Below are 25,362 nucleotides of genomic sequence, written 5' to 3' on the forward strand. Positions count from 1 at the left end.
AGAAAACCGCTGAATTGGCGGTTTTCTGCTATCTGGGCTTGGCCTACTGCTGGCATTTCAAGTCGGAAAAAGTGCAATGTTGTTTTTTTGACTATCCTTATAGGGCGAACCTACTCACGCACTATAAGGAATTTTTATAATGTTGAAGAAAAGCATCGCAGTTATTTTCTCATTGTTAGTTATCTCTTCGTTGAGCGCCTGCAATACCACCAAAGGTGTTGGCAAAGATGTTCAAAGCGCTGGTAGTGCCATTGAACGTAGCGCGGAATAACCCTCTGTTTGTATTGTTAGCGGCGGCATTGGCCGCCGGATTTATTTTTGGTTGCTTATGATATTGCTGCTTATTATCTAGCGTGCTAACGTATCATTCTTATCTATCTGCTGCTTGGGACGACCCAGCACGCATCGGTTTTCTCGGGGACGACCCCGCCTGAGCGAGGTGGTTACCATGGCTTGGATTATTCTGGTTATTGCAGGTCTGTTAGAAGTCATTTGGGCTATTGGCCTGAAGTATTCCCATGGTTTTACACGACTGACACCCAGTATTGTGACTTTGGTGGCGATGGCAGCCAGTGTTTTTCTATTGGCCTATGCCATGAAAACATTACCGGCGGGCACGGCGTATGCCGTCTGGACCGGCATTGGTGCCGTGGGAACGGCCATTCTAGGTATTATGTTGCTCGGGGAGTCAGCCAGCTTGGCGCGAGTATTTAGCCTAGGGCTGATTTTAGCGGGAATTATTGGCTTGAAATTGGCCTCATAAATCATCAGGGGGGGATATCCCCCCTGAGTCAATAGCCGAATGTCACTCTTCACGCGATCATTGGCGTAAACTCATCTCTCCCTGCTCAACCCAGATCAACTTATCCACTGGGAAACCATAATGTTGCGCTACGGCAACCAGCCGCTGTTGGGTCTGAGTATCAATCGTCGGTGTGCGGGATAGAATCCACAGGTAATCTCGATTCGGGCCAGCAATCAGGGCATGCTGATATTCATCATCTAAATCAATAACGTTATAGCCACCATAGAAAGGCCCAAAGAATGAAACCTTCAGTGAAGCTTGCTGTGGCGAACCGATGAAATAAGCCTTCCCAACACTCTCCTGCCATTGTTGCTTCTTCACGTTATAACCACGATTAACCACTTTTACACCGCCATCATCACGGAGTGAGTAATTGGCTGTAACATGATCTAATCCGCGCTCAAAGGAGTGATCCAACCGGGCGATTTCATACCAGGTGCCAAGATAGCGGGGTAGTTGGAAGTTATCGACGATCTTTACGTCTTTTGGCGGCGTAACTCCACAGGCAACAGAGAGCAAGGTCGCTGTTAATACGGATAATTTTGACCACAGGCGCATCTGCATTCCTTAGTATTTCAATGATTAGTCTTTAATTGAGAATAGCTATCATCTAGGCAAGAGGCAAATGGAACAATCTGAGTTATTGATAGAATGTATTAGCGGAAGAGCAAAAAAATGGCCCGCAGAGGCGCAGGCCGTTGATAGAGTCTGGCAACGATAATCTACAGTGTCAGTACACCAATGATGGTGACCACACTCAGAATGGCAGCCAAACCATAGAATACCCATTTCCCTGCAGGGACATGGATTTTCAAATCATGCATTGCGTGATGGATACGGTGTAAAGCACACCACAGTGGCAAAATAATCATCAGCAGCAAGAAGATGCGGCCAATGAAACTCTGACAAAATGCCAAAACACGTTCATAGCTCAATGCATCACCAGGGAAAGCACCCAGTGGGAGCAAAATAGCGACCAGCAGAATAACGGCAGGTGCAATAATGGCACTCCACATACCACCGGCACCAAACAGACCCCAGAAGATAGGTTCATCGGAGCGCTTAGGGACTTGATTCATCTTGTTCTCCTCCGGGTTAGAGTAAGGCGACAGCCAGAATGATCGCGGTAGCCACGACAGTCACAACCCACAGGGCCTTAATAATTGGCCCTGGACCCATTTTTTCACTATTAACGATAATATTGGCGGCCTTCGGTGCCAGTTCAAACCATGTTTTGGTATGTAACACGGCGGCCAATAACGTAATGATATTAATCAATAACACCAGTGGGTTTTGCAGGAACCCGACGAAACTTTCCCACCCAGCTGGGCCGCTTTTCAGTGCGAACACACCGTAAATTAGCAGAATACTGAACCACAGAGTGGGTACGGATGTACCTTCACGCAACATATAAAAGCGATAGAAACCGAGCTGTTGCCACCAGTTCGGGGCCATGGTACGGACGTAAGCTTTACGTTTAGTAGTCATTACTGTTCCCCTCCCTTATTGTGGTTTCAGCATGGCGATCATGAAGTCTTTAGCACTTTCAACCTTGCCTTGCTGGATAGCAGCAGCCGGGTCAACATGCTTAGGACAAACTTCAGAACAGTAGCCAACAAAGGTACAGCTCCAGACGCCATTTTTCCCGTTAAGTTGAGGCATACGCTCTTTCTTACCGTGGTCGCGAGTGTCCAGATTGTAGCGATGCGCGAGAGTGATAGCTGCCGGGCCAATAAACTCAGGGTTTAGGCCAAACTGTGGGCAGGCGGCGTAGCACAGACCGCAGTTAATACAGCCGGAGAACTGATGGTATTTCGCCATCTGAGCTGGAGTTTGCTTCGTTGGGCCGTCTTTCGCTTTGCGCTCATTACCAATGATATAAGGCTTAATGGCTTCCAGACTCTCAATAAAGTGAGTCATATCAACCACGAGGTCGCGCTCGATTGGGAAGTTACCCAGCGCCTCAACCTTCATACCCGCTGTATATTCGCGCAGGAAAGTCTTACAGGCCAGCTTCGGCACCTTGTTAACCATCATGCCGCACGAGCCGCAAATGGCCATCCGGCAAGACCAGCGATAAGAGAGGTCTGGTGCCAGGTTATCTTTGATATAGCCCAGAGCATCAAGCAGAGAAGTTTGCTCATCGTAAGGCACTTCAAAGGTTTCGAAGTGGGGTTCGCTATCACGTTCCGGGTTATAGCGCATGACTTCCATTTTCAGGACTTTCATATCAGTCATTCGCCTGCTCCTTATCCTTTAAATCTTTCGCATCTTGTGCATCTTTCGCGTCTTGTGCGGTAGCTTCACCACCATAAACACGTTTTGCCGGTGCCAGCTTGGTAATTTTCACATCGCTGTATTCAAGACGTGGTGCGCCGCCCGGATTATGGAAGGCCAGAGTGTGTTTGAGGAAGTTAACATCATCACGCTCGGTACAGCCTTCATCCAGACGCTGATGTGCGCCGCGGGACTCTTTACGATTCAGTGCAGAGTGAGCCATACATTCAGCCACATCCAAACCATAGCCAAGCTCGATGGTGTACAGCAGATCCGTATTGAAGACACTGGAGTTATCGGTGATTTTCACGCGTTTGAAGCGCTCTTTCAGCTCGGCCAGTTTATCCACGGTTTTCTGCATCAGTTCCGGTGTACGGTAAATACCGCAACCTTCTTCCATTGACAGGCCCATCTCATCGCGAATCTTAGCCCAGTTTTCAGTCCCTTCCTGCTTCATCAGGTTACTTAGGCGGGTCTCCACATCACGGGTCTGTGCATCCAGTGCACTGCCGTTGGCCGGATTGCTTTCCATGGCGCGCAGTGCCGCTTGTTCACCGGCAACACGGCCAAAGACCACCAGTTCAGCCAGTGAGTTGGAACCTAAACGGTTGGCACCATGCAGGCCAACAGACGAACATTCGCCGACGGCGAACAGCCCTTTGATGCGAGTTTCACACTGTTGGTTGGTTTCGATACCGCCCATGGTGTAATGCGCGGTTGGACGTACTGGAATAGGTTCTTTAACTGGGTCAACACCGACATAGGCTTTTGCCAGTTCACAGATGAACGGCAGGCGCTCAAGCAGTTTCTTTTCACCCAAATGGCGCAAGTCCAGATAGACCACATCACCACGCGGCGTTGCAACCGTGCGGCCAGCGCGCCATTCATGCCAGAAGGCTTGCGAGACTTTATCGCGTGGGCCTAATTCCATGTATTTGTTTTTTGGCTCACCGAGCGGGGTTTCTGGCCCCATGCCGTAATCTTGCAAATAGCGGTAGCCATCTTTGTTGACCAGAATACCGCCTTCACCACGACAACCTTCGGTCATCAAGATACCAGAGCCCGGTAAACCGGTAGGGTGGTATTGCACAAATTCCATATCCCGCAGCGGAACGCCGTGGTGGAATGCCATCCCCATACCATCACCGGTAACAATACCGCCGTTGGTGTTATAACGATAAACTCGGCCTGCACCGCCGGTCGCCATGACCACGGCATTCGCCCGAATTTGTACTCGGGTGCCTTCCATCATATTCATGGCGACAACACCGCGCGCCTGACCATCATCGACTAGAATATCTAGCACGAAATGTTCATCAAATCTTTGAATTTGCGGATATTTTAAAGAGGTTTGGAACAGAGTGTGCAGCATGTGGAAGCCGGTTTTATCGGCGGCGAACCACGTACGTTCGATTTTCATCCCGCCGAAGCGACGAACGTTAACTGAACCATCAGGTTTACGGCTCCATGGGCAGCCCCAGATTTCCAACTGTGCCATTTCTTCCGGGCAACTGTGGACAAAATGGTCAACAACATCTTGTTCGCATAACCAGTCACCACCGGCGACAGTATCGTGGAAATGGTAGTCAAAGGTATCGTGGTCCTGTGTGACAGCTGCTGATCCCCCTTCGGCGGCCACAGTATGGCTTCGCATCGGGTATACTTTCGAGATCAGAGCAATCTTCAGCTGAGGGTTGGCTTCCGCTGCGGCTATTGCTGCACGTAAACCAGCGCCTCCGGCCCCGATAATGGCAAGATCGGCGTTAAAGGTTTGCACTGCGCTTCTCCATTGTTCAAGTGAAAATCTTATATCCTTAGTATTGAAGCTACAGGGGGATTGTTTGTTTGGTTTACCTGCAACTCCATGACTTTGGCTATATAAAGTGAATCTCTACTCTTAATATGTTTTTTAATATTATTATTTGGCTAACCTATTAGCCGTTAACGAGAATAATGGTATTAAGAATAGCTATTTCTTACTTTTTGTATGGAAATAATTATACCTAATGCTAAGTGGCAGAAATTTGATGTGATCGATTGTTTTGTTTTATTTGAACCGTCTCAAGGGCATTACTGACGAAAACGTGATCCCAAACAGGATATGCTGGGCAAAAGTCTCTTTCACAGAGTGAAATGCTGAATTAAAGGGGAAAATCTGCGGAATGGATGACAGATTTGTCTGAGTGGGGAGATGCGAGTAGACTGCACCCCCTGTTTGATTTCGGAGTTAACCACCATGAGCGAAACGGCAAGCTGGCAGCCGAGTGCACCTATCGCCAATTTGTTGAAGCGCGCAGCAATAATGGCAGAGATCCGGCGTTTTTTCACCGATCGTGGCGTATTAGAAGTTGAAACGCCAACCATGAGCCAAGCGACAGTAACGGACATTCATTTGGTCCCCTTCCAAACCCGGTTTATTGGCCCGGGCGCTGCCGATGGCTTGACGCTGTACATGATGACTAGCCCGGAATATCACATGAAGCGCCTGCTGGCGGCGGGTAGCGGCTCTATTTATCAATTAGGGCGCAGTTTCCGCAATGAAGAAGCTGGCCGCCATCACAATCCTGAATTCACCATGCTGGAATGGTATCGCCCACATTATGATATGTATCGCTTAATGAATGAGGTTGATGACCTGCTACAGCAAATACTGGATTGCAATAGCGCAGAAACCTTGTCTTATCAGCAGGCATTCTTGCGCCATCTGGATATCGATCCATTGTCAGCAGACAAAGCGCAGTTGCGTGAAGCCGCAGCCAAGCTGGATCTCAGTAATATCGCTGACATCGAAGAAGATCGCGATACACTGTTGCAATTGCTGTTCACTGTCGGCGTTGAACCTCACATTGGCCGCGATAAACCTGCTTTTGTGTATCACTTCCCGGCATCTCAGGCTTCCTTAGCCGTCATTAGCACGGAAGATCATCGGGTAGCAGAACGTTTTGAGGTTTACTTCAAAGGTATTGAGCTGGCGAATGGTTTCCATGAGCTCACTGACGGTGATGAACAACTGCAACGTTTCGAGCAAGATAACCGTAGCCGTGCTAAACGTGGTTTGCCAGAACACCCCATCGATATGAACCTGATTGCCGCCTTGAAGCATGGGCTACCGGATTGCTCTGGTGTCGCGCTAGGGGTTGATCGTCTGGTGATGCTAGCGTTGGGTGCAGAGAAGTTGAGTGATGTTATTGCGTTTCCTGTCGATATCGCCTAGTTATCTTTTTATCCTTCGTCCTTGGCGCCGCAGCAGTGTTGGCCGCACTCACTCACCCGAATCACTTACTGATGTAAGCTCATCGGGATGAGTTCGCTAGCCGCCTTGCTGCAACGCCAATGACTTTGGATAATATCTTGTATCTTACAAACTGCCCGGTGTGCGGCTACGGTTTGAAGATACCACCCGCCCACGGCCCAATGTTTCCAGACGCGCTTGGAATGGTGGGAATGGCAGAGTAATACCGTGTTCGCGGTAACCGGCCAGAATCAGCTGGTGGATCTCATGGCGCAGCGGCATACGATGACCCATCTCAGCGGCATAAATACGCAATTCAAAAATCTGAATCCCTTGCTGAAGGTCAACCAAATAGACTTCTGGTGGCGGGTTATCCAACACCAGCGTACAGCGGCGCGCGGCGGTCAGTAATACTTCGGTCACTTCTTCACTGCTGGTTTCAGCCGGTGCTGGCACGGTCAGCACCACACGGGTAATTGAATCCGACAGTGACCAGTTAATAAATTGCTCAGTAATAAAGGCCTTATTTGGCACGATAATTTCTTTGCGGTCCCAGTCTGAGATGGTGGTGGCTCGAGTATTGATTTTGGTCACGCTACCGGTGAGATCACGGATAGTCACGGTATCGCCAATCCGGATCGGTTTTTCGAACAAGATGATCAGGCCAGAGACGAAGTTGGCAAAAATCTCCTGCAAACCAAAGCCCAAACCTAAACCGAGGGCGGCTACCAACCACTGGAATTTCGCCCATTCGATCCCCAGCATGGAGAAACCGAGCAAGCCACCAAACAGGATCAATAGATATTTGGTGATGGTGGAGATGGCATAACCTGTTCCCGGCGTTAGATCCAAGTGCTGTAACAGCGCCAGCTCCAACAGGGCGGGCAAGTTTCTCACCAGTTGAGTGGTCACGATCATCACCAGAATGGCGATCAGCAATGATCCCATGGTGATCGCCTGTACCGACTCAATACCGTTAATGGTGGATGACACATCCCACAGACGAATGTTTTCCAGGAAACCGAACGCTGAGTGAATCTCAGACCACAAGGCGATCACTGAAACTAGCGCGATCATGGTCAAAATTGATCGTACCAGCCGCAGAGATTGTGCACTGATTACATCAAGATCAATGACCGGCTCTTCCACATCAATCGACCCTTCGGTGCTGTTATTGTGCGGCGTATCCTCTTCGCCACGGGCACGTTGCGCCAAAATATCGGCTCGTCGCTGTTTGGCACGGTCAAAGGCAATACGGCGGCGCTGAATCAGCATCCAGCGGCGGATAATATGATAAACCACTAACAGGAAGAACCAAATGGCGACCGAGGTTTCCAGCCGCGCCAACAGTGCCTGTGAGGTAGTGAGATAACCCAGTGCAGAGGCTAAGGCCGCAATCAATGGTGCGGACAGCAGCAGCCCCCATAGCGCCACGTTAACGATATTCTCACCAGAGCCTTTCTTATCCAGATAGAGCGGGATACCGGCCCGTTTCAGGCTGTTGGTCACCAGACTCAGGGCAATACACAGTAAAATAAAGCACAGGCGGCCAAGTGTTCCGGCAAATTCACGGTCGTTATAGTTCTCGAAGGTAATCAGCGCCATCATCAGCGGGATAATCAGCCACACTGACATTCGATAAAAACGCATTGCCCGGCCAACTTGCGCCGGTGACCAGCGGAAGTGAGTGATAAACAGGCCATGCGGATGGGCAAATGCGGCGCTTATCATAAACACCCATAGCACCGGCACCGTTGCAGTGACGGCATTACCAATCGCGATAGCCATCGGGAATGACCAGGCATTTTGCAGCCCATAACCGACTGCTGACCATAAGACCGGGAGCGGAAGCGCTATCAAAATTGACCAGAACACGGTACGTAACGTTAGGGAGAAATGGTCCTGCGTGACTTTGCCAACCCGGCTGCTGGCGCGCTCCAGAAAAGCATGATAGTGGCGGCGGGAGCTAATACTGAAACCGACAAACAGCAGCGCGCCAATAATTGGCAGCAATGTTTCTTGGCTGGTCATCATCATAGCGAACGCTTTACTGAGCTGCGAGAGAGTATCTAGCGACAGTAACTGGGTAAGATCATGGGCGACGTTAATCGGATAAGAGAGTGATATCGGGCTAACATCCGCCACCCAAAACAGGTAACGGTGAGTGGCTTCACGAACTTCGCTCAGTGCATCCACTAACTGGCTATTCGCCACTTTCAGCTTGGTTAACTCAAGAATCTGGGTGTCATAACCTGATAGCAGTGAGTTAAGCAGCTCGCGCTGTGTACGCCACTGGGCATCGAGAATGCGCTGTTGTTCCGTGGTGAGTGGCGTGCCATCGTCTTGGGTTAATTTGACGTTTTGCTGCTGCAACTTCTCCAGCATGTCTTCATATTGCAGGCGCTGTACCCGCAGTTGGGCCATATCGCGATCCAACTGCTGGGATTTGGGCACCTCGGGCAATCTGGCAACCTGCGCTCGCAGCGCTTCCCCCAATGCGGTGGACACCCCCAGCCATTGCGCCTGTTCACGAATAGTACTGAGTGCCTGCCGAACTTGCTGAGTCTGCGCTACCGCCTGACGTTGCTGAGAAGAAATGAGGTCAATGCGCTGTGCTTGCTGATTTAGAGCCAAAGACAGGTCACGGTTAATTTGCAACTGCTGAGTAATGGATTCAGGTAAATCCCCACCTTGCTCAGCCAGTAACTCTGTGCGTTCAAGTGCCTGTTCTGCGGCCTGCTGGCGCTGATTATTCAGGTTGTTACGCAAGGTCTGGAGTTGGGCATCGACCCGTTCCTGACGCTTTTTGTATAGCTCGGCACGTAACCGTGACAGTTCCTGCCGGTTATTGGCTGACAGTTGGGAAAGCTCTAATTCATTGGCTTTTGCTTTACGAGCCACGGCTTCTGCTTGCAATAACGCTAGCTGAGCTTGTGCTGCTGGGGTGGTAGGGCTGCTTTGTGCTTGAAGCCGGGTGCTGATTTCGGTCAGAATTCGCCGCGCTTCTGATTGCTGCTGTGGCAACTGATTGAGGGATTCACTGATTTCCCGCGCGCGATCCTGCTCTTGCTGCGACAGGCGGCTTAACTCTAACAGCTGGCTGCTAATTTGCAGCACTTGCTGTTCAAGTTCGGACGTCGACATATTGCTGGGTACAGGCAGGGGTTTATCCCCTTCCTGCGCCAGTTGTTGACGTAGTTCGCGGGTGAGTTTGGGGAAGTCATCAATCGCTTTTTGATACTGTTGGGCACGGATATCGGACTCTTTAGCATCCGCTAACCAGCTAAGAGCCCCTTGCAGCGCTTGAACAATCTCTGCCTGGTTTGTCATCCCTTTATTGGCTTCAGCCTGTTTCAACTCTTGTCTGAGCTGATCTTCATTAGGCTGAGTTGCCGCCTGTAGCGGCAGGGATAACAGCAGGGTCAATGACACTAATAGAGCAAAAGATAGCCGCTTGCTCAAAGACAGTAACGTGCCAAAAGGTCGGGAAATAATTGGGCGCAAGTCAGGGCTCCTTAAGCATCAATTACGTCGTAAGCCAAAGGCTAGCACGGCGGAGTCGCAGGGACGGCTTCAGCAAGCACTTCACCCATGCGGGTCACAGAGCCACTGTTTAACTGTGGCGCTAAATACACTTTACCTTCAGCAAACAGGTTAATCACCGTGGAGCCCAATTTAAAGCGGCCCATTTCTTGCCCTTTCTCCAGTGTTATTGCCCCTTCAGTTCCCGCTTGCGGGTAAGTCCAGCGGCGAATCACACCTTCCCGTGGCGGGGTAATGGTGCCAGCCCAGACAGTCTCTATACTACCAACGATCGTGGCACCCACCAGAATTTGTGCCATTGGGCCAACTGGGGTGTCGAAGATACAAATGACGCGCTCATTACGGGCGAATAAGTTAGGTACATTGGCGGCGGTCAGTGGGTTGACGGAGAATAAATCGCCAGGAACATAAATCATTTCGCGCAAAGTACCCTCACAAGGCATATGCACCCGGTGGTAGTCGCGGGGAGCCAAATAGGTGGTAACGAACTGACCATTTTTGAACTCTTCTGCCAGCATATAGTTACCCGCCAGCAAAGCTTCCAGAGTGTAATGGTGGCCTTTCGCCTGCAAGATTTGTTGCTCATGAATGGTGCCTAACTGACTGATAGCACCATCAGCCGGTTGGGCTAATAGATTTTCTTCAACCACGATTGGTCGAGCGCCGGCACGCAGCGGGCGTACAAAAAACTCATTAAATGTACGATAAGCAGAGAATTCAGGATCCTGCGCTTCTTTCATATCGACATGGTAATAGCGGGCGAACGCCTTGATAACCAGCTGTGTTAACCAGCCACCTTGCTTATCTGCACCCCAGCCAGCCAAACGGGTCAGGCCAAGTTTTGGGAGTAAATACTGTAATCTGATTTTGATACTGTCCAGCACGTAGACCTCTTGGGTAAACGGTAAAATTAAGGGGCGCATTATACCCCCGTCATCTTTCAAGTTGTTGGCTGCCATCTCTGAGCCAAGTGATTGAGTTATCTCAACTCCTTGGGGGTATCCAGGTGCCGCCTACCTGCAACTCGAATCTATGGGGTATAACTTTATGCGCCCACAAGTGAATTTGGGTATGGCATTTGCCATTAAGACATCATTTCTCGTCGCTATCTGATGTCTTACGCGGTTTTGCCTGTTCCATACTTTCCAGAATCCGGTGGTAATTATCAAAACGCTCTTCAGCAATTTTGCCTTGCTCCACGGCTTCGCGCAGTGCACAACCGGGATCATTGGTATGGCTGCAATCACGGAATTTGCAATGACCGAGGTAATCACGGAATTCGACAAATCCTTGCGTAATTTGTTCCGGAGCCAGATGCCAGAGGCCGAATTCACGTACCCCAGGTGAGTCAATAACATCGCCGCCATGCTGGAAATGATACAAACGAGCCGCGGTGGTGGTGTGTTGGCCCAAGCCCGAGTTATCGGAAACAGTATTGACCAGAATCTCATTGTCTGTTGGTGGTAACAGGGCATTCAACAGACTGGATTTACCTACGCCAGATTGACCAGCAAAGATACTGATTCTTCCGGCAAGTGCCTGTTCAAAGGCTTCCATCCCTTCGCGGGTTTGGCTGGAGACCTCCAATACGTTGTAGCCAATACGACGGTAAATATCCATCATGCCATCAACGAATTTACGGCCATCGGCATCCAGTAAATCGATTTTATTCAGTACGATTAATGGCTCGACATCCAGTGTTTCACAGGCCACCAGATAGCGGTCGATAATATTAAGAGAAAGTTCGGGTAAGATCGCCGATACGATGACGATCTGGTTGATATTAGCGGCGATCGGTTTTACGCCATCATAAAGATCAGGGCGCGTTAGAACGGAGGTCCGCTCATGAACGGCCTCGACAATACCTTTAACCCGAACACCTTCCTGCGCTTGCAGGCCGGGACGCCAAACCACACGATCACCGGTCACGAGTGACTTGATGGTACGGCGGATATTACAACGGTGCTGAACACCATCAGTGGCTTCGACATCGGCATGCTGGCCGAACCGGCTGATAACGATACCTTCTTGCGCATCGCCAAGCTGAGAGTCATCTAACTCAGGTTTTCTATCAGTACGTAGCCGACGCTGATGGTTAGCTTGCACACGTCGTTGTTGACCTTTGGACAGTTTATTCTTGCTCACTGCGCCTCACTTGAATCTTACATTTTACCCTTCGTACTCACGTTGCAAAGGTGTTGGCTGCGCTTGAGTAAGCTCATCGGCAACCGCCTACCTGCAACCCTAATGACTCCGGGCATACCTTTCGGACTTGATGTTGCTGGGAGGTTAGCGATATTCGCTGCAACACCGAGTTCTTTGTGTATATCGCTCGTTGCGACCAAAAAGGCTATGATACACATTATTTTATCAATTAACCGTTTGTTCGGTAGTCTCCCCAGCTAACAGGCAGGAAATATCATGGCAGAGAATCAAAATAATCTGATCTGGATCGATCTGGAAATGACCGGTCTTGATCCTGAGCGGGATCGGATCATCGAGATCGCCACTCTGGTCACCGATGCGAATCTTAATATCCTGGCAGAAGGCCCAGTATTGGCGGTTCATCAGTCCGATGAGCAGCTCGCACTAATGGATGAGTGGAATGTGCGAACTCATACTGGCAGTGGCTTGGTGGAGCGGGTTAAAGCCAGCACCATTAATGATCATGATGCTGAATTACAAACCATTGAATTTCTGAAGCAATGGGTTCCGGCGGGTATTTCCCCTATTTGTGGCAACAGCGTAGGTCAGGACCGGCGCTTTTTGTTCCGCTATATGCCAGAACTGGAAGCCTACTTCCACTACCGTTATCTGGATGTCAGTACCTTAAAAGAGCTAGCCCGCCGCTGGAAACCTGAAATCCTGCCCGGCTTCAAAAAGCAGAATACCCATCAAGCCTTGGATGATATTCGCGAGTCAGTTGCTGAGCTTGCTTATTATCGTGAGCATTTTATTCAGTCTTAATCCCCTTCATCCTTGAAACCACAGGGGCGTTAGCTGCGCACACTCACCCGAATCACTTACTGCGTTAGCTGCGCACACTCACCCGAATCACTTACTGGTAGTTGTTTTTACTTGAAAAGGCTCATCGGGATTTGCGTGTTTGCTGCCTACCTGTGATTCCAAGGATTTTGGGAAGTCTCTTCATCCTTGAAACCACAGGGGCGTTAGCTACGCACACTCACCCGAATCACTTACTGGTAGTTGTTTTTACTTGAAAAGGCTCATCGGGATTCGTGTGTTTGCTGCACATCTGCGGTTCCAAGGATTTTTGGGTATATACTGTATTTTTCCTATGAAATTATGCCCTGCTTAATAAATTAGTCTCGATGATGTTTTAATTTATTGGCAGTGCTGGCAAAATGCTCATATTGCCGATTTAATCGGCACTTAAACCGAAAAATGATTTTTTTGCTTTCAGGGGCTTGCGGCAAAACGGATTTCTCGTATAATGCGCACCCCGTACCGATGAAGAATTCGCAAGCTTGCGCAAACCGATTTAGTACTGGAAAGTAGAGCACCAGAGCGGGAATAGCTCAGTTGGTAGAGCACGACCTTGCCAAGGTCGGGGTCGCGAGTTCGAGTCTCGTTTCCCGCTCCAAATTTTTAAACGTAGTGGCAGAAGCTAACAGTATCGGTGAGCACTCACTAATACATGTGATGCGGGAATAGCTCAGTTGGTAGAGCACGACCTTGCCAAGGTCGGGGTCGCGAGTTCGAGTCTCGTTTCCCGCTCCAATCTTCAGCCATGAATACCAAATGCCGTCAGATGACTGCAGGGTGTATTAGCATCTCAATGCGGGAATAGCTCAGTTGGTAGAGCACGACCTTGCCAAGGTCGGGGTCGCGAGTTCGAGTCTCGTTTCCCGCTCCAAATTTTTTCATTCAATTCAGTTTTAATTATCCACAGCCAAGTTACGCGCTGCACCCCGTTTCACATACATTGTATTAACTTCTTCAACAGAGTTATCCACAGATTCTGTTCTTTTTGTGTTCAGTTCGTAATTTGACCAGTTTAATTTCTTGTTTTATATCCATTTGATTTAATTGCATATATTTTTATGTGAAAACGTTATGCCGATCACTTGTGCTTTTTTTTGCACTTGATTGACAAGGTGTTTTTATTTTTATGCACAGGAAAACTCTGAGTTCATTCATTACAAAAATAGTTTAAAAAACCGCACCAAAAGTCATTCGACTTCAGGTAAAAGTGGGGCTAGGCGTCTCGCGGCAGACCTTTTTCAATGGCTCTCACCAGCCGTTTTTTCTGCGGCGTTTGCACGTCCACAATCAGTGTAGACCGTCTTTTCAATTGTTGTGATATTGCCCATTCAATATGTTCATCCAGCATGGGATTAATACCTTTGCGAGCTTCCAGCGCTAATACAATGCGGTCAAGATAGGGCGCATTACCCAGTGCGACCGATATATTGCGCAACCAGCGCAGATGACCAATACGCCGAATGGCAGAACCTTCCGTTACCCGTAAAAATTTCTCTTCATTCCAGGCAAATAAATCCAATAACTGTGGTGTGTGCAGCACTGCCCGCGGGCTGAAATCTTCTTCATCGGTTAATTGTGAGAAGCGGTTCCACGGACAAATTAGCTGGCAATCATCACAACCATAAATCCGATTACCCATTAATGGTCGGAATTCTTCGGGTATTGCGCCCTCCAACTCAATAGTCAGATAAGAGATACAGCGGCGCGCATCAACAGTGTAGGGGGCGACAATCGCCCCGGTCGGGCAGGTGGTGATACAGGCGACACAGCGCCCGCATTGCTCTTCTTGTGGTTTATCGACAGGGAGTGGCAGGTCAATGAGCAACTCGCCAAGAAAGAACCAGGAACCTGCATCGCGATTCAAAATCAGTGAGTGCTTACCAACCCAGCCAATCCCGGCTTTTGCTGCCAGTGAGCGCTCCATTATCGGGGCCGAGTCCACAAACGGGCGAAAATTAACTTCACTGCCCGCCCCTGACTCCTGCTGCTCAAGACAATAGCTTTGGATTTGATCGCCTAATTTTTTCAGACGCTGGCGCAATAACTTATGATAATCACGGCCCAATGCATAACGGCTGACATAACCTAGTGCTGAATTTTTTAAGGTGCTGGCAAAGGCCGCCTTGGCTGGCAGATAATTCATGCGCACGCTGATCACCCGCAACGTTCCCGGTAAGAGTTCATGGGGACGCGCGCGCAGCATACCGTGGCGGGCCATCCAGGCCATTTCGCCATGATATTGTTTATCAAGCCAAGCTTGTAACCGCGGTTCTTCCGTAGACAAATCCGTATCGCAGATACCGACTTGCTGGAAACCTAGCGATTGCCCCCATTGCTTGATATGTTGGGCTAATTGATTCAGATCGAGGGGGTGTGCCATGACGGACCATAGTAAGAAACAAATCGGTGTTAGTTTACCACACTCTGTTTTTTCTGCGGATTGGGTGCGTCAGAATGAGGCCATCGCTGCCGCACATTTCTCCCTGACCCTATTTGATTTGATGGTCAGAGCAGGAAATGCTGCATTTGACCTGGCACGCAAGCAATACCCCGCGGCACGTCACTGGCTGATTTTGTGCGGTCACGGCAATAATGGGGGTGATGGCTATATCGTTGCCCGCCGGGCATTAGCGGCGGGTCTGAATGTTACACTGATCGCCTGTCCGGGCAACCGCCCACTCCCCGCAGAAGCTCATCAGGCCCAAGCCCAATGGTTGGCGGCGGGTGGTATTATTCATCAGCCAGATATTCCGTGGCCACAGCATGTTGATTTGATTATTGATGGCTTACTGGGTATTGGCCTACGCGCCGCGCCACAAGGTGTTTATGCCACGCTGATTGATACCGCGAACCGCCATCGGGCAGCTAAGATTGCGTTGGATATTCCTTCTGGCTTGAGTGCCGACAGCGGTGCTGCATCTGGCTCAGTGATTCGCGCCGACCACACCCTGACTTTTGTCACCTTAAAACCCGGCTTACTCACGGGGCAGGCGCGTGACTGGGTGGGGCATTTGCACTGCAATGATTTGGGACTCACGCCATGGTTAGCTGCTCAACCGGTGCAAATTGAACGCATGACTGCGGCACATCTACCGCAGTGGCTAAAACCCCGTCGGCCTTGTGCGCACAAAGGTGAACACGGGCGTTTATTGCTGGTTGGCGGCGATAAAGGGCTGGGAGGCGCTATTCGAATGGCAGGGGAAGCCGCTTTGCGCACCGGCGCGGGATTGGTGCGAGTACTCACTCACATTGAGCATGTCGCGCCGATTCTGGCCGCGCGTCCAGAGCTGATGGTGCAGGAATTAACCGATGAAACGCTCGAGCAAAGTATTCGTTGGGCTGATGTATTGGTGGTTGGGCCGGGGTTAGGTCAGTCCGACTGGAGCCGGAATGCTCTGAATTTATTGCAACAAAGTGATAAACCAGCATTATGGGATGCAGATGCACTCAACTTACTGGCATTAAATCCGCATAGGCGTCAGAATCGAGTATTGACTCCTCATCCTGGCGAGGCTGCTCGTCTGCTCGGTTGCAGCGTCGCTGATATTGAGAGTGACCGCTTACTTTCCGCCCGTAACATTGTTAAACAATATGGTGGTGTGGTGGTATTGAAAGGGGCTGGTACCCTTATAGCCAGTGAACAGGGCGAGATGGCGATTGCTGATGTAGGTAATGCTGGTATGGCCTCTGGCGGTATGGGGGATATTCTGTCCGGCATTATTGGTAGTTTGATAGCACAAAAGCTGGTGCTGTATGATGCTGCCTGCGCGGGTTGTGTTGTGCATGGCGTTGCCGCAGACAAACTGGCTGAAGTTCAAGGCACCCGGGGTTTACTGGCGACAGATTTACTGCCGGTTATTCCGAAGTACGTTAATCCTGAGTTAGCAAGATAGATATCATAGAATGAAAGAACTCGTTTTACCTCTGCCTGATGAGGCAGCGACAGTTGCATTAGGGGCCGCTTTGGCCCATGCCTTCAATGGTGCCAGCGTGATTTATCTGTTCGGCGATTTAGGTGCCGGAAAAACGACTTTCAGCCGCGGCTTTCTTCAAGCCCTCGGCCATTCAGGGCATGTTAAAAGCCCCACTTATACTTTGGTTGAGCCCTATGCGCTGACGCCAAGGCCGGTTTACCATTTTGACCTGTATCGTCTGGCTGATCCTGAGGAGCTGGAGTTTATGGGTATTCGTGATTATTTTGATAAGCAGGCAATCTGTCTGGTGGAGTGGCCGCAACAAGGGGCTGGATTCTTGCCTCAGGCGGACGTAGAGCTGCATTTGGCTTATCAGGACGAGGGGCGTGAAGCTCGCCTGATGGCTATTTCTGATGCGGGTGCTGATGTGTTGCGCCGTTTAGCTGCTGTGCAAGGATAATTTGATAATGACGCATAGCTTGACGCGAATAAGAATAAATTGTTTAACGCAAAAAATGCGCTGGAAACGAACATTGACCACGGTAATGCTGGTGCTAGTGAGTTTATTCACTCTGCCTGCTGCATTTGCCATGAAACTCACCGATATCAAGGTCAACAATGGCCCGACCGAAAGTCGGGTTACGCTCAGTTTTGATGGGCAACCGATTTACGCCTTCTTCTCTTTAAACGCCCCAGAAAGGGTAGTATTGGATGTACGTCAGAGCGGCAACCTCTCGGGATTGCCGCTAGAGTTTAGTGGACAAAATCTGCTGAAAAGAATTCGTTCCAGTACTCCAAAAGATGAGCAAAGCACCCGGCTGGTGCTAGAACTGACGCAAAAAGTGAAAACCCGCGCTGTCACACAGCAGTCGGGTAATAATTACACGGTGGTGATTACCATGACCGCCGTGGGTGGCGCTCCAGTTCGTCAGGTTCAATCTACGCCAAGTCCGAACAGTACATCATTAGCCCAAAATAATACGCCACTCAGCCAAACCAATACGCCGAGCCCTAATGCTGGGCGGCTGGCATCACAGGCGGCAAGTGCAAATACCGAGTCGCGGGTGACCAGCGTTAATACGGCGTCAGTGGCTAAAAATCCGTTTAACAACAAGCCAACTGTGGTGATGAGTAGCGAAAGCACCACCACGAATACCGCTCGTCCGATTAAAACTACCCGCGTGGCAAATAGTGATCGCGTCGTGGTCGCCATCGATGCTGGGCACGGTGGTCAGGACCCAGGGGCTATTGGGCAAAATGGTCTGCAAGAGAAGAGTGTCACTATTGCTGTGGCCCGTCGGCTTGAGGCTCTACTTAACAGTGACCCGATGTTTAAACCGGTGTTGACCCGTAATGGCGATTACTTCATTTCAGTCATGGGCCGTTCTGATGTGGCGCGTAAGCAGGGTGCAAACGTGTTGGTTTCCATCCATGCTGATGCCGCGCCGAACCGCAGCGCGACGGGGGCGTCGGTCTGGGTGTTATCAAATCGTCGCGCCAACAGTGAAATGGGTAACTGGTTAGAGCAGCATGAGAAGCAATCTGAACTACTCGGTGGTGCGGGGGATGTGCTGGCAAACACGGCATCAGACCCTTATTTGAGTCAGGCAGTGCTAGACTTGCAATTTGGTCATTCGCAGCGCGTGGGCTATGACGTGGCAACTAAAGTGCTGAATGAGCTGCAATCAATCGGGGACATTCATAAACGTCGCCCTGAACACGCCAGTCTTGGGGTGTTACGTTCACCGGATATTCCCTCGTTGTTAGTGGAAACCGGTTTTATCAGTAATAGTACGGAGGAGCGGCTGCTTGGCAGTAGCGCGTATCAGGAGAAAATTGCGAATGCCATTTATAAAGGCTTACGCAGTTATTTCCTGGCGCATCCGCTACAAGCCGACCCAAAGGTCGAAAACCGCCCGCTCATTGAAACAGCGGCGGTTGATTCTTCTTCACGGCGATCTAGTGTTAATCAGCCAGAGCCGGTTGTTAGTAACGCACAAAGCGGCAGGTCAACTGCCGCCAAGCCAGTCGCTACGGGAAAAACCCAGATCCATAAAGTGCAGCGTGGCGAAACCTTATCCGGCATTGCCAGCCAATACGGTGTCAGCATGGCGGTATTGCGGCAAAATAACACCCTGAAAAATGATGTGGTCTGGGTTGGTCAGCGGTTAAAAGTTCCGGCATCGGGCAGCGCAGTCGCCGTTAGTGCACCCAAAGCAGTCGCGAAGGCCAAACCGGTGAAACATCAGGTAAAACGCGGTGATACGTTGTCGGCCATTGCTGCCAGATATGGCGTGTCGATGAGTGAGATTGAGCGGGCGAATAAGATAAAGTCAGGTAATGTCCAACTGGGGCAAACCCTCACGATCCCACAGTCATAAGCGAAAGGAACTGCTATGCCAATTCAGATTCTGCCACCACAGCTTGCCAACCAAATTGCCGCCGGTGAAGTGGTAGAGCGGCCTGCGTCGGTAGTGAAAGAGTTGGTGGAAAATAGTCTGGATGCGGGTGCCACACGGATTGATATTGACATCGAACGTGGTGGGGCGAAATTGATTCGCATCCGTGATAATGGCTGTGGCATTAGTAAAGACGAGCTGACATTGGCATTGGCGCGCCATGCCACCAGCAAGATAAGCTCGTTAGAAGATCTGGAAGCTATCCTCAGTATGGGGTTTCGCGGCGAAGCCTTAGCCAGTATCAGTTCCGTCTCTCGGTTGATGCTGACGTCGCGCACCGCGCAGCAGAATGAGGCCTGGCAAGCTTATGCCGAAGGCCGCGATATGGCCGTGACCATTAAGCCCGCGGCCCATCCAGTGGGTAGCACTCTTGAAGTGCTGGATCTGTTTTATAATACCCCTGCTCGCCGCAAATTTATGCGCACTGAAAAAACTGAGTTTGGTCATATTGATGAAGTGGTGCGGCGCATTGCGCTGGCGCGCTTTGATGTGGCGATTAATCTCAGTCATAACGGTAAGTTAATGCGCCAATATCGCGCAGCACCAGACCCTTCCCAGCATGAGCGCCGTCTGGCCAGTATCTGTGGTCCGGCGTTTTTGCAGCATGCATTAGCCATTTCCTGGCAACATGGCGATTTGACCATCCGAGGTTGGGTGGCCGATCCTGCCGCCAGCCGAACACTCAGTGAAATGCAATATTGCTACGTCAATAACCGCATGATGCGTGACCGGCTGATAAACCACGCAATCCGTCAGGCTTATCAGGATTTACTCAAAGACGACCAACAACCGGCTTATGTTTTGTATCTGGATATCGATCCACATCAGGTTGATGTTAATGTTCACCCAGCAAAACATGAGGTGCGCTTCCATCAGGCACGGCTGGTGCATGATTTTATTTATCAGGCAGTGACCACTGTCTTGCAGCAAGCTGCCACTCCGGCATTAAATATTAATGAAGATGGCGAAGAGATAGAGGCTCCGCGCTGGCAGCCGGAAAATCGTGTTGCGGCGGGAGTTAATAAATATGCTCAACCAGAACCGGCAACAGTAGAGCGAGCATCATCGTTACCAGCACGGCCTTCGCAAACAGGTTCTTCAGAACGGGCACCTACTGCGGGGCAGTCAATAACAACTGGGCGCTCCTCTGCTCGCGAACCTATTCCGGCCTATCAACCGGGCCAGCCTTATCAAAAGCAGCAAGGCGAATTATATCGTCAACTGGTGCAACCGGCGACTGAGAGTAAACCGGTTGGCACAGCCACTCCGGCCCCAGTTGCGCGTCAGATACCAGCGGAAGAGCCACTTCATGGTGATAGCTACAGCTTTGGCCGAGTATTAACGGTATTTCCCCCTTCCTATGCTTTGATTGAATATAAGCAAGGTTTGGCATTACTGGCACTGACAGTTGCCGAACGCTGGTTGAAACAAGCTCAACTGAACCCGCCAGCCGAAGGACTGCGTCCTCAACCCTTATTAATCCCACTAAAACTGACATTAGATAAAAATGAGGCCGCCGCATGTCAGCGCCATCAGAAATTGTTAGCAACCATGGGGATAGAATTGGCGGTTGAACACGCAAGAGCGACCTTACGTGCAGTATCTTTACCATTACGCCAACAAAATTTACAAAAACTGATACCGGAACTGTTAGGCTATCTGTCGCAACATGAAGAGATATCGCCAGATGCTCTGGCCACATGGATTTCTCGCCATCTTGGCAGTGAACATGAGGTATGGAATGTGTCTCAAGCGATACAGTTATTGACGGATGTTGAACGTCTTTGTCCACAGTTGGTAAAATCACCGCCTGCTGGGCTATTACAACCTATTGATATAAAGGCTGCATTGGCAACCCTGAAACATGAATGACATTGAAAATCTAGACCGGCCACCGGCAATCTTTATTATGGGGCCAACCGCCTCGGGTAAAACAGCGCTCTCCATTGCGCTGAGACAGCGGCTACCTGTTGAACTTATTAGCGTCGACTCAGCCCTGATCTACCGTGGCATGGATATCGGCACGGCGAAGCCTAGCGCTGAAGAGCTGGCATTAGCACCGCACCGGCTGATTGATATCCGTGATCCTGCGCAATCCTACTCCGCAGCCGATTTCCGTAAAGATGCATTAAAAGAGATGGCCGAGATTACCGCCGCCGGGCGCATTCCGCTGCTGGTGGGGGGCACTATGTTGTATTTTAAAGCCTTATTAGACGGGCTATCGCCGTTGCCGTCGGCTGATCCTCAAGTGCGCGAGCACATTGAGCAGCAGGCAGCAGAACTGGGTTGGGAAGCATTGCATCAGCAGTTGGCCGAAATAGATCCGGTCGCAGCGGCGCGAATTCATCCTAATGATCCCCAACGGCTCTCCAGAGCACTGGAAGTTTTTTTGATTTCAGGTAAAACTCTAACAGAACTGACTAAAATCTCAGGTGAAACCTTACCTTACCGGGTTCACCAATTTGCGATTGCGCCTGTTAGCCGGGAACTCTTGCACCAGCGGATTGAATTACGTTTTCATCAGATGCTGGATGCCGGGTTTGAAGCAGAGGCTAGGGCGCTTTTTGACCGTGGTGATTTGCATACGGATATGCCTGCCATTCGTTGTGTGGGATACCGGCAGATGTGGTCTTATCTGGCTGGTGAGATTGATTACAACGAAATGGTTTACCGCGGAATTTGTGCGACACGTCAACTGGCAAAGCGCCAAATGACCTGGTTGCGGGGCTGGGGCTCAGTCCAGTGGCTCGACAGTGATAAGCCGGGAGAGGCTTTAGACTCTGTAATACAGGTTGTTAGTGCATAGGTTGAATGATTGTGTACAATTGATTAGTACTCAACGCGCGGATTTTTTTTACGCAGTTTATTTTCGAGCCGATAGGTTCTTAGTTAATAACAACAAGCAAATAAGGAAAATATAGAATGGCTAAGGGGCAATCTTTGCAAGATCCGTTCCTGAACGCATTGCGTCGTGAACGGGTTCCGGTTTCTATTTATTTAGTGAATGGCATTAAACTGCAGGGCCAAGTTGAGTCTTTTGATCAGTTTGTCATTCTGTTAAAGAATACAGTTAGTCAGATGGTTTATAAGCATGCCATTTCTACTGTAGTGCCTTCTCGCCCGGTTTCGCATCACAGCAATAATCCGAGTGGTAGCACCAATAATTATCATGGTAGTAATCCATCTGCGCCGCAACAGCCGCAGCAGGATAGCGATGACGCTGAATAAAGCGCATTGCTGGTCAACCATGACGGGGAACATAGGCAACGGATTCGGGCTTATGTTCTCCGCACTAGCGGTTTTGATCCGTTTGAGAGGTTGCACGTTTGTTTGACCGTTATGAAGCCGGTGAGCAGGCCGTACTGGTTCATATCTATTTCTCACAAGATAAAAACACAGAAGATCTGCGTGAATTTGAAGCGCTGGTATCTTCTGCGGGCGTAGAGGCTTTGCAAATTGTGACGGGTAGTCGCAAAGCTCCGCACCCTAAGTATTTTGTTGGTGAGGGAAAGGCCGAAGAAATTGCTGACGCGGTGAAAGCCAGTGGCGCGTCTGTTGTCTTGTTTGATCATGCCCTTTCTGCGGCGCAAGAGCGAAATCTCGAGCGTTTATGCGAATGCCGGGTTATTGATCGTACCGGACTTATTTTAGATATTTTTGCCCAACGAGCCCGTACCCATGAAGGTAAATTACAGGTCGAATTAGCGCAATTGCGCCATATTGCGACCCGTTTAGTACGCGGCTGGACGCATCTTGAGCGTCAAAAAGGGGGGATTGGCCTAAGAGGGCCAGGTGAAACCCAGTTGGAGACTGACCGTCGTTTGTTACGTGACCGAATCAGCTTGATTTTAAGCCGGTTGGAGCGAGTAGCAAAGCAGCGAGAGCAAGGGCGGCGTGCGCGTACCCGTGCTGATATTCCGACAGTATCTTTGGTGGGTTATACCAACGCCGGTAAATCCAGCCTGTTTAACAAAATTACGGCAGCTGATGTTTATGCAGCTGACCAATTATTTGCCACCCTGGACCCTACTTTACGCCGTATCAACGTGGCTGATGTGGGCGATACAGTGTTGGCGGATACGGTAGGCTTTATCCGGCATTTGCCGCACGATCTGGTTGCTGCTTTTAAAGCGACATTACAAGAAACGCGGCAAGCCTCATTACTGTTACACATTATTGATGCAGCTGATCCTCGGGTAGCCGAGAATATGGCCGCAGTCGATTCTGTATTGGCAGAAATCGAGGCGGATGAAATTCCTACATTATTAGTAATGAATAAAATTGATTTGTTGGATGACTTTGTCCCGCGAATTGATCGCAACGAAGAAAATCTGCCAGTCAGAGTTTGGCTTTCAGCCCAAACCGGCGCAGGTATCCCGTTGCTCTTTCAAGCGTTGACGGAGCGCCTTTCAGGTGAGATCGCACACTTTGAATTGCGTTTGCCACCTCAGGCAGGCCGTTTGCGTAGCCGTTTTTACCAGCTTCAGGCAATTGAAAAAGAGTGGATAGACGAGGACGGGAACGTCGGTATGGTGATAAGAATGCCTATCGTTGATTGGCGTCGTCTCTGTAAACAAGAGCAGGAGTTGATCAGTTATATTATTAATTAATCCGTTGTGGCTAATTAATTGATTATTCCCAAAGAGTTTGGGGTTGCAGGTCGGCAGCAAGTGAATAAATCCCGATGAGTTTACACAAGTAAATGATTCAGGTGAATGAACGGTGCTAAGACCTCTGCAATTTCAAATGCGAAGGGAATATCTGATCTTTCTTGTGAGATTGAGAGCCAGCTTCTTTGGCATGTGCTCTTGGCCTGAAGAAAACCAATCATAGAAGAATGGAGCTAAAACATGGCGTGGAATCAGCCCGGTAATAACGGACAGGACCGCGATCCGTGGGGGAGCAGCAATAATAATGGCGGCAACTCTGGCGGAAATAACAATAATAAAGGTGGTCGTGACCAAGGGCCGCCTGATCTGGATGATATCTTCCGTAAACTGAGCAAAAAGCTGAGTAGCCTCGGTGGCAAAGGTGGCGGAAACGGCAATGATAATGGTGGTACCACAAGAGGCCCTGGTTTCAGTGGTCGTATTGTTGGCATCGCCGTGGTTGCGGTTGTGGTTATCTGGGCAGCAAGTGGTTTCTATACAATTAAAGAAGCTGAGCGCGGTGTTGTTACACGCTTGGGTAAATTAAGCCACATCGTGCAACCTGGTTTGAACTGGAAACCGACCTTTATCGATGAAGTGACTCCGGTGAACGTCGAATCCGTACGTGAATTGGCCGCTTCAGGTGTCATGCTGACCTCTGATGAGAACGTCGTTCGCATCGAAATGAACGTTCAGTATCGCGTGACTGACCCGGCCGCTTATCTGTTTAGCGTGACGAATCCGGATGACAGCCTGCGTCAGGCAACTGACAGCGCAGTACGTGGTGTTATTGGTAAATACACCATGGATAAAATCCTGACCGAAGGCCGTACCATCGTTCGTAGCGATACTCAGCGTGTACTGGAAGAAACTATTCGTCCATACAAAATGGGTATTACTCTGCTGGACGTTAACTTCCAGGCAGCACGACCGCCTGAAGAAGTTAAAGCGGCATTTGATGATGCGATTGCTGCTCGTGAAAACGAACAACAATATATCCGTGAAGCAGAAGCCTACACCAATGAAGTTCAGCCACGTGCTAATGGTCAGGCGCAGCGTCTGTTAGAAGATGCTCGTGCTTATGCCGCACGTAAAGTGTTGGAAGCACAAGGTGAGGTTGCCGGTTTTGCCAAGTTGCTGCCTGAGTATAAGGCTGCACCGGAAATTACCCGTGAACGTCTGTACATCGAAACCATGGAGAAGGTCCTCGGTCATACCCGCAAAGTGCTGGCTAATGACAAAGGCAACAGTCTGATGGTGTTACCGCTGGATCAACTGATGCGCGGACAAGGCACAGATAAAGCGGATGGCAGCAAAGACACAAGTCTGATTCGTTTGAATCCGCCTTCCTCTGCTAATAGCAGCCAAGAGTCTAGTGCCAGTAACTCAAGCACCGGCTCAACTAGTGGCTCTATCATGGATCAGCGCCGGGCGAATGCTCAGCGTGATACTTCCACTCGCGTAGGGAGAGAATAAC

Annotated in this window: 21 protein-coding genes and 3 tRNA genes; 15 read left to right on the plus strand and 9 right to left on the minus strand. The window is 50.0% G+C overall.

Going from position 1 to position 25,362, the window contains the following annotated elements; genetic code table 11:
* Nucleotides 1-139 precede the first annotated feature (139 nt).
* Complete coding sequence (locus tag N0H69_RS01910) at nt 140-271, plus strand: entericidin A/B family lipoprotein (RefSeq protein WP_004706993.1); 132 nt, start codon at nt 140-142, stop codon at nt 269-271.
* A gap of 177 nt (nt 272-448) precedes the next feature.
* On the plus strand, nt 449-763 hold the full coding sequence (sugE, locus tag N0H69_RS01915) for a quaternary ammonium compound efflux SMR transporter SugE (RefSeq protein ID WP_050099755.1): 315 nt from the start codon (nt 449-451) through the stop codon (nt 761-763).
* Between the two features lie 57 nt (nt 764-820).
* Here sugE and N0H69_RS01920 read toward each other — a convergent pair whose 3' ends face one another.
* From N0H69_RS01920 to frdA, 5 genes are all read right to left on the minus strand, one after another.
* A complete protein-coding gene (locus N0H69_RS01920; protein WP_050110971.1) occupies nt 821-1,363 on the minus strand; it encodes a lipocalin family protein in 543 nt (180 codons plus the stop codon).
* 164 nt (nt 1,364-1,527) lie between these two features.
* Nucleotides 1,528-1,884 carry a fumarate reductase subunit FrdD gene (frdD, locus tag N0H69_RS01925; protein WP_050110972.1) on the minus strand — a complete coding sequence of 119 codons (357 nt, stop codon included), beginning with the start codon at nt 1,882-1,884 and terminating at the stop codon, nt 1,528-1,530.
* 16 nt (nt 1,885-1,900) lie between these two features.
* Nucleotides 1,901-2,293 (minus strand): fumarate reductase subunit FrdC, encoded by a 393-nt coding sequence (gene frdC / locus N0H69_RS01930; RefSeq protein WP_050110973.1) that lies wholly within the window; start codon nt 2,291-2,293, stop codon nt 1,901-1,903.
* Nucleotides 2,294-2,308: 15 nt separating this feature from the next.
* Entirely contained in the window at nt 2,309-3,043 is a 735-nt protein-coding gene (locus N0H69_RS01935) for a succinate dehydrogenase/fumarate reductase iron-sulfur subunit (RefSeq protein ID WP_050110974.1), read from the minus strand.
* Complete coding sequence (gene frdA, locus N0H69_RS01940) at nt 3,036-4,859, minus strand: fumarate reductase (quinol) flavoprotein subunit (protein WP_050110975.1); 1,824 nt, start codon at nt 4,857-4,859, stop codon at nt 3,036-3,038. The genes N0H69_RS01935 and frdA overlap by 8 nt, the downstream gene beginning before the upstream one ends.
* Nucleotides 4,860-5,318: 459 nt before the next feature.
* Here frdA and epmA point away from each other — a divergent pair, with 459 nt between their 5' ends.
* Nucleotides 5,319-6,296 (plus strand): elongation factor P--(R)-beta-lysine ligase, encoded by a 978-nt coding sequence (epmA, locus tag N0H69_RS01945; protein WP_050152039.1) that lies wholly within the window; start codon nt 5,319-5,321, stop codon nt 6,294-6,296.
* Between the two features lie 144 nt (nt 6,297-6,440).
* Here epmA and mscM read toward each other — a convergent pair whose 3' ends face one another.
* From mscM to rsgA, 3 genes are all read right to left on the minus strand, one after another.
* On the minus strand, nt 6,441-9,818 hold the full coding sequence (mscM, locus tag N0H69_RS01950) for a miniconductance mechanosensitive channel MscM (protein ID WP_172665469.1): 3,378 nt from the start codon (nt 9,816-9,818) through the stop codon (nt 6,441-6,443).
* A gap of 41 nt (nt 9,819-9,859) precedes the next feature.
* Entirely contained in the window at nt 9,860-10,741 is an 882-nt protein-coding gene (gene asd / locus N0H69_RS01955) for an archaetidylserine decarboxylase (RefSeq protein WP_050110980.1), read from the minus strand.
* Nucleotides 10,742-10,949: 208 nt separating this feature from the next.
* Nucleotides 10,950-12,002: a small ribosomal subunit biogenesis GTPase RsgA gene (gene rsgA, locus N0H69_RS01960; protein ID WP_050110978.1), complete on the minus strand. Its 1,053-nt coding sequence runs from the start codon at nt 12,000-12,002 to the stop codon at nt 10,950-10,952.
* A gap of 276 nt (nt 12,003-12,278) precedes the next feature.
* On the opposite strand from rsgA, the gene orn reads away from it, so the two are divergent.
* The 4 genes from orn (at nt 12,279) to N0H69_RS01980 (ending at nt 13,734) form a co-directional block, all read left to right on the plus strand.
* The gene (orn, locus tag N0H69_RS01965; protein WP_050110979.1) at nt 12,279-12,824 is read left to right on the plus strand and encodes an oligoribonuclease; all 546 of its coding nucleotides are present in this window, start codon (nt 12,279-12,281) and stop codon (nt 12,822-12,824) included.
* Between the two features lie 561 nt (nt 12,825-13,385).
* A tRNA-Gly gene (locus N0H69_RS01970) sits at nt 13,386-13,461 on the plus strand.
* A 61-nt stretch (nt 13,462-13,522) separates the two neighbouring features.
* Nucleotides 13,523-13,598: transfer RNA gene (locus N0H69_RS01975), tRNA-Gly, on the plus strand.
* 60 nt (nt 13,599-13,658) lie between these two features.
* Nucleotides 13,659-13,734, plus strand: a tRNA-Gly gene (locus tag N0H69_RS01980).
* Between the two features lie 342 nt (nt 13,735-14,076).
* Here N0H69_RS01980 and queG read toward each other — a convergent pair.
* Complete coding sequence (gene queG, locus N0H69_RS01985) at nt 14,077-15,243, minus strand: tRNA epoxyqueuosine(34) reductase QueG (protein ID WP_050152041.1); 1,167 nt, start codon at nt 15,241-15,243, stop codon at nt 14,077-14,079.
* On the opposite strand from queG, the gene nnr reads away from it, so the two are divergent.
* The 8 genes from nnr (at nt 15,242) to hflK (ending at nt 25,361) form a co-directional block, all read left to right on the plus strand.
* On the plus strand, nt 15,242-16,756 hold the full coding sequence (gene nnr / locus N0H69_RS01990) for a bifunctional ADP-dependent NAD(P)H-hydrate dehydratase/NAD(P)H-hydrate epimerase (RefSeq protein WP_050152042.1): 1,515 nt from the start codon (nt 15,242-15,244) through the stop codon (nt 16,754-16,756). The two genes, queG and nnr, sit on opposite strands and share 2 nt — an antisense overlap.
* Nucleotides 16,757-16,766: 10 nt before the next feature.
* Complete coding sequence (tsaE, locus tag N0H69_RS01995) at nt 16,767-17,237, plus strand: tRNA (adenosine(37)-N6)-threonylcarbamoyltransferase complex ATPase subunit type 1 TsaE (RefSeq protein ID WP_050110906.1); 471 nt, start codon at nt 16,767-16,769, stop codon at nt 17,235-17,237.
* Between the two features lie 85 nt (nt 17,238-17,322).
* Nucleotides 17,323-19,158, plus strand: coding sequence for an N-acetylmuramoyl-L-alanine amidase AmiB (amiB, locus tag N0H69_RS02000; RefSeq protein ID WP_050121753.1), 1,836 nt, complete (start codon nt 17,323-17,325; stop codon nt 19,156-19,158).
* A 15-nt stretch (nt 19,159-19,173) separates the two neighbouring features.
* Nucleotides 19,174-21,108 (plus strand): DNA mismatch repair endonuclease MutL, encoded by a 1,935-nt coding sequence (gene mutL, locus N0H69_RS02005; RefSeq protein ID WP_050152043.1) that lies wholly within the window; start codon nt 19,174-19,176, stop codon nt 21,106-21,108.
* The gene (gene miaA, locus N0H69_RS02010) at nt 21,101-22,042 is read left to right on the plus strand and encodes a tRNA (adenosine(37)-N6)-dimethylallyltransferase MiaA (RefSeq protein WP_050110912.1); all 942 of its coding nucleotides are present in this window, start codon (nt 21,101-21,103) and stop codon (nt 22,040-22,042) included. The genes mutL and miaA overlap by 8 nt, the downstream gene beginning before the upstream one ends.
* Nucleotides 22,043-22,158: 116 nt before the next feature.
* Nucleotides 22,159-22,464 carry an RNA chaperone Hfq gene (hfq, locus tag N0H69_RS02015; RefSeq protein WP_004392473.1) on the plus strand — a complete coding sequence of 102 codons (306 nt, stop codon included), beginning with the start codon at nt 22,159-22,161 and terminating at the stop codon, nt 22,462-22,464.
* Nucleotides 22,465-22,562: 98 nt separating this feature from the next.
* The gene (hflX, locus tag N0H69_RS02020) at nt 22,563-23,846 is read left to right on the plus strand and encodes a ribosome rescue GTPase HflX (protein ID WP_050110913.1); all 1,284 of its coding nucleotides are present in this window, start codon (nt 22,563-22,565) and stop codon (nt 23,844-23,846) included.
* A 240-nt stretch (nt 23,847-24,086) separates the two neighbouring features.
* Complete coding sequence (hflK, locus tag N0H69_RS02025; RefSeq protein WP_050152044.1) at nt 24,087-25,361, plus strand: FtsH protease activity modulator HflK; 1,275 nt, start codon at nt 24,087-24,089, stop codon at nt 25,359-25,361.
* The last annotated feature ends 1 nt before the right edge of the window (nt 25,362 follow it).

The sequence above is a fragment of the Yersinia alsatica genome (assembly GCF_025133195.1).
GTDB lineage: Bacteria > Pseudomonadota > Gammaproteobacteria > Enterobacterales > Enterobacteriaceae > Yersinia > Yersinia alsatica.